Origin of the sequence: Paracidovorax citrulli (assembly GCF_900100305.1) — a bacterium.
Lineage (GTDB): Bacteria > Pseudomonadota > Gammaproteobacteria > Burkholderiales > Burkholderiaceae_C > Paracidovorax > Paracidovorax citrulli.
This window is the reverse complement of record NZ_FNEY01000065.1, coordinates 1-2,385: the sequence shown is the minus strand read 5'-3', so window position 1 is coordinate 2,385 and position 2,385 is coordinate 1. Positions and strand designations below refer to the sequence as shown.

At 67.5% G+C, this 2,385-nt stretch carries 3 protein-coding genes and 1 tRNA gene; 3 read left to right on the top strand and 1 reads right to left on the bottom strand.

Features of this window, described 5'->3' with window-relative positions; genetic code table 11:
- Positions 1 to 347: 347 nt before the first annotated feature.
- Positions 348 to 432, bottom strand: a tRNA-Leu gene (locus tag BLR99_RS22120).
- 43 nt (positions 433 to 475) lie between these two features.
- Between BLR99_RS22120 and cysM the strand changes: the two genes are divergently transcribed.
- The 3 genes from cysM to BLR99_RS22105 are packed head-to-tail and all read left to right on the top strand — an operon-like array spanning position 476 to position 2,310.
- Positions 476 to 1,396 (top strand): cysteine synthase CysM, encoded by a 921-nt coding sequence (cysM, locus tag BLR99_RS22115; RefSeq protein ID WP_011795113.1) that lies wholly within the window; start codon positions 476 to 478, stop codon positions 1,394 to 1,396.
- Positions 1,397 to 1,433: 37 nt separating this feature from the next.
- Positions 1,434 to 2,048 (top strand): NUDIX hydrolase, encoded by a 615-nt coding sequence (locus BLR99_RS22110; protein WP_011795114.1) that lies wholly within the window; start codon positions 1,434 to 1,436, stop codon positions 2,046 to 2,048.
- Positions 2,049 to 2,082: 34 nt separating this feature from the next.
- Positions 2,083 to 2,310: a sulfurtransferase TusA family protein gene (locus tag BLR99_RS22105; RefSeq protein ID WP_011795115.1), complete on the top strand. Its 228-nt coding sequence runs from the start codon at positions 2,083 to 2,085 to the stop codon at positions 2,308 to 2,310.
- Positions 2,311 to 2,385: the final 75 nt, after the last annotated feature.

The following is a 2,385-nucleotide window of genomic DNA, read 5'->3' as shown; positions in this document are numbered from 1 at the left end:
CATCCGGTGTCCTGTCCTGAGTTGCTGGGGCCTGGTAACCACAGCTTCCCAGGTCGGGCCTGGATGAACAACCTATTGAGACATCACAGCTAGGCCCGCTTTCCTGCCAGTGGGCCCCACTTACCCGTGCCGGATCGAACACAAGCTTGAAGAAAAAGCGAGGACACGGCCAACCCGCACCACCCGAACCGATCGCAGCAGGTTGGCGTCAGAGAGCACGGCGCACGCTGCTGGGCCCGTAGCCAGGCAGGGCTTCAAGAAGGTAGGGAACCGTACCCAGCCGAGCGCTGTGCGGAACGCGCGGAATTGAATGCGGAAAACGCTCTAGAACCATAGCGCTGCAGCCATGGTGCCCGGGGCCGGAATCGAACCGGCACGCCTTGCGGCGGGGGATTTTGAGTCCCCTGCGTCTACCAATTTCACCACCCGGGCGACGCGAAGAAGGAAGCCCGGGATTATGGCACAGTAGGGGGCTATGGCTACCACCCCTTCCCCGACGTACCCCACCATCGAAGACGCGATCGGCCGCACGCCGCTGGTCGCCCTGCAGCGCATCGGCGCGCGGGAGAACGCCGAGCGCGGCACGGTCGTGCTGGGCAAGCTGGAGGGCAACAATCCGGCGGGTTCCGTGAAGGACCGGCCCGCGCTGTCCATGATCCGGCGCGCGGAGGAACGTGGGGAGATCAAGCAGGGTGACACGCTTATCGAGGCCACGTCGGGCAATACGGGCATCGCGCTGGCGATGGCGGCGGCGATCAAGGGCTACCGGATGGTGCTGGTGATGCCGGAAGACCTGTCGGTGGAGCGGGCGCAGACGATGAAGGCCTTCGGCGCGGAGCTGATCCTCACGCCCAAGAGCGGGGGCATGGAGTACGCGCGCGACCTGGCCGAGACCATGGTGCGGCAGGGCAAGGGCGTGGTGCTCGACCAATTCGCCAATCCGGACAATCCGCGCATCCACTACGAGACCACCGGGCCCGAGCTGTGGGAGCAGACGGGCGGGCGCATCACGCATTTCGTGAGCGCGATGGGCACGACCGGCACGATCACCGGCGTGTCGCGCTTCCTGAAGGAAAAGAACCCCGCCATCCAGATCATCGGCGCGCAGCCCAAGGAAGGGTCGCGCATTCCGGGCATCCGCAAGTGGCCGCAGGAATACCTGCCCAAGATCTACGATCCGCGCGCGGTGGACGAGACGATCAATGTCGGCCAGGACGATGCCGAGGACATGTGCCGCCGCCTCGCGCGCGAGGAAGGCATCTTCGCGGGCATCTCCGCGGCGGGCGCCTGCTGGGCCGCGCAGGAGATCGCGCGGCGCGAGCGGGATGCGACCCTCGTCTTCGTGGTGTGCGACCGGGGGGATCGTTACCTCTCCACGGGCGTGTTCCCCGCCTGACGCGGACTGACGTCTCTACACGCCTGGGTCCCGCTCCATGAACGCCGAGCCCCGCTTCTGCACCCAGTGCGCCACGCCGCTGGCCTGGGTGACGGCGCTGGAGGACGGCGGGGAGCGGCAGCGCCTGCGCTGCCCGGCCTGCGGCTGGACGCACTGGAACAATCCCACGCCCGTGCTGGCCGCGGTCGTCGAGCTGGACGGGCGCGTGCTGCTGGCGCGCAATGCCGCGTGGGAGCACAAGGCCTTCGCGCTCATCACCGGCTTCATGGAGGCCGGCGAGACGCCGCAGGAAGGCATCGTGCGCGAGGTGAAGGAAGAGACGAACCTCGACGTGAGCGCGCTGTCGCTCATCGGGGTGTACGACTTCCAGCGCATGAACCAGGTCATCGTGGCCTACCATGCGGTGGCGCACGGCACGGTGCGGCTGTCGCCCGAGCTGGTGGACTACCGGCTGATCGCTCCGGAGCACCTGCGGTGCTGGCCCGCCGGCACGGGCCAGGCGCTGGCCGACTGGCTGCGCGGTCGCGGCATCGAGCCCGCGTTCATGGAATGGCCGGGCCAGCGCAGCGAGGTGTCCGCGCCCGCGGCCCCGGTGGAAGCGGGCGCCGCTGCAGACCCGGCAGCAGGGCTGGCGCAGCCCGGGCCGCTCTAGAATTCTTTCTCTCTTCGCCAGGAAGCCGACGACGATGCACATCCACAAGGAAATAGACACCCGCGGGCTCAACTGCCCGCTGCCCATTCTGAAGGCCAAGAAGGCGCTCGCCTCCATGGCCAGTGGCGAGGTGCTGAAGGTGGTGTCCACCGACAACGGCTCGCTGCGCGACTTCCAGGCGTTCGCGAAGCAGACGGGCAATGAACTGCTGGACCAGAGCACGGCGGGCGAGGAATATACGCACGTGCTGCGGCGGCGCTAGGTGTTGAGTCTCACGAGGTTGTTCACACCCGGAATGCGTGTGATGGGAGGCTGATGGCCGAGCGCGGAGTGTGGC

What these genes read in the sequence shown, in the direction of transcription:
- cysM (WP_011795113.1), top strand. Translation starts at nt 476, where the DNA reads ATGGCTACCACCCCTTCCCCGACGTACCCCACCATCGAAGACGCGATC.
- BLR99_RS22110 (WP_011795114.1), top strand. Translation starts at nt 1,434, where the DNA reads ATGAACGCCGAGCCCCGCTTCTGCACCCAGTGCGCCACGCCGCTGGCC.
- BLR99_RS22105 (WP_011795115.1), top strand. Translation starts at nt 2,083, where the DNA reads ATGCACATCCACAAGGAAATAGACACCCGCGGGCTCAACTGCCCGCTG.